The sequence below is a fragment of the Halorubrum sp. SD690R genome (assembly GCF_005435035.1).
Taxonomy (GTDB): domain Archaea; phylum Halobacteriota; class Halobacteria; order Halobacteriales; family Haloferacaceae; genus Halorubrum; species Halorubrum ezzemoulense.
The window spans coordinates 1-473 of record NZ_SGTV01000128.1 but is presented as its reverse complement, the minus strand read 5'-3'; the positions used below and the strand labels follow the sequence as shown (position 1 = coordinate 473).

At 56.0% G+C, this 473-nt stretch carries 1 pseudogene; it reads left to right on the top strand.

Annotation, left to right across the window (positions count from 1 at the left end):
* Nucleotides 1-95: 95 nt before the first annotated feature.
* Nucleotides 96-473: pseudogene (locus EXE41_RS18715) on the top strand (transcriptional regulator); the annotation flags it as partial.

Below are 473 nucleotides of genomic sequence, written 5' to 3'. Positions count from 1 at the left end.
GGTCAGTCGTGAAACTTGCACGACGAGCTGTCGCCGGCGAGAGACGGGCTCTGTGGGACTTGATTCGGTATGCGCGACGGTTGGGACATGATGAGATGGGACAGCCACAGAGCGCCTTAGAGGACGCTCTCGCGTTCACTCGTCTATTGGGCTATAGCAACCCTCAACAGACGATAGCAATCGGTCTCAATGCGGCTTTCAGAGAGACGCGGCGCGACCAGGCCGACGAGATTATCGAGTACGTTCTAACGCTGTCTGAGAGCGTCGACGTGGTCCTTGGTGGGTCAGAGATCGACCGAGTGTACTTGCACAACTACTACGGCGATATTCTCCCATCGAGTGTTACGAATCCGTGCAACGACACCCGTAATGATTACTCCATTACGACGCTCGTCGACGTGGTTGGGACGGACGGACTTGCTGTCGAGATACTTCGGACGGTAGGTGAGACTGAAAGCGGACACATGGCCTAC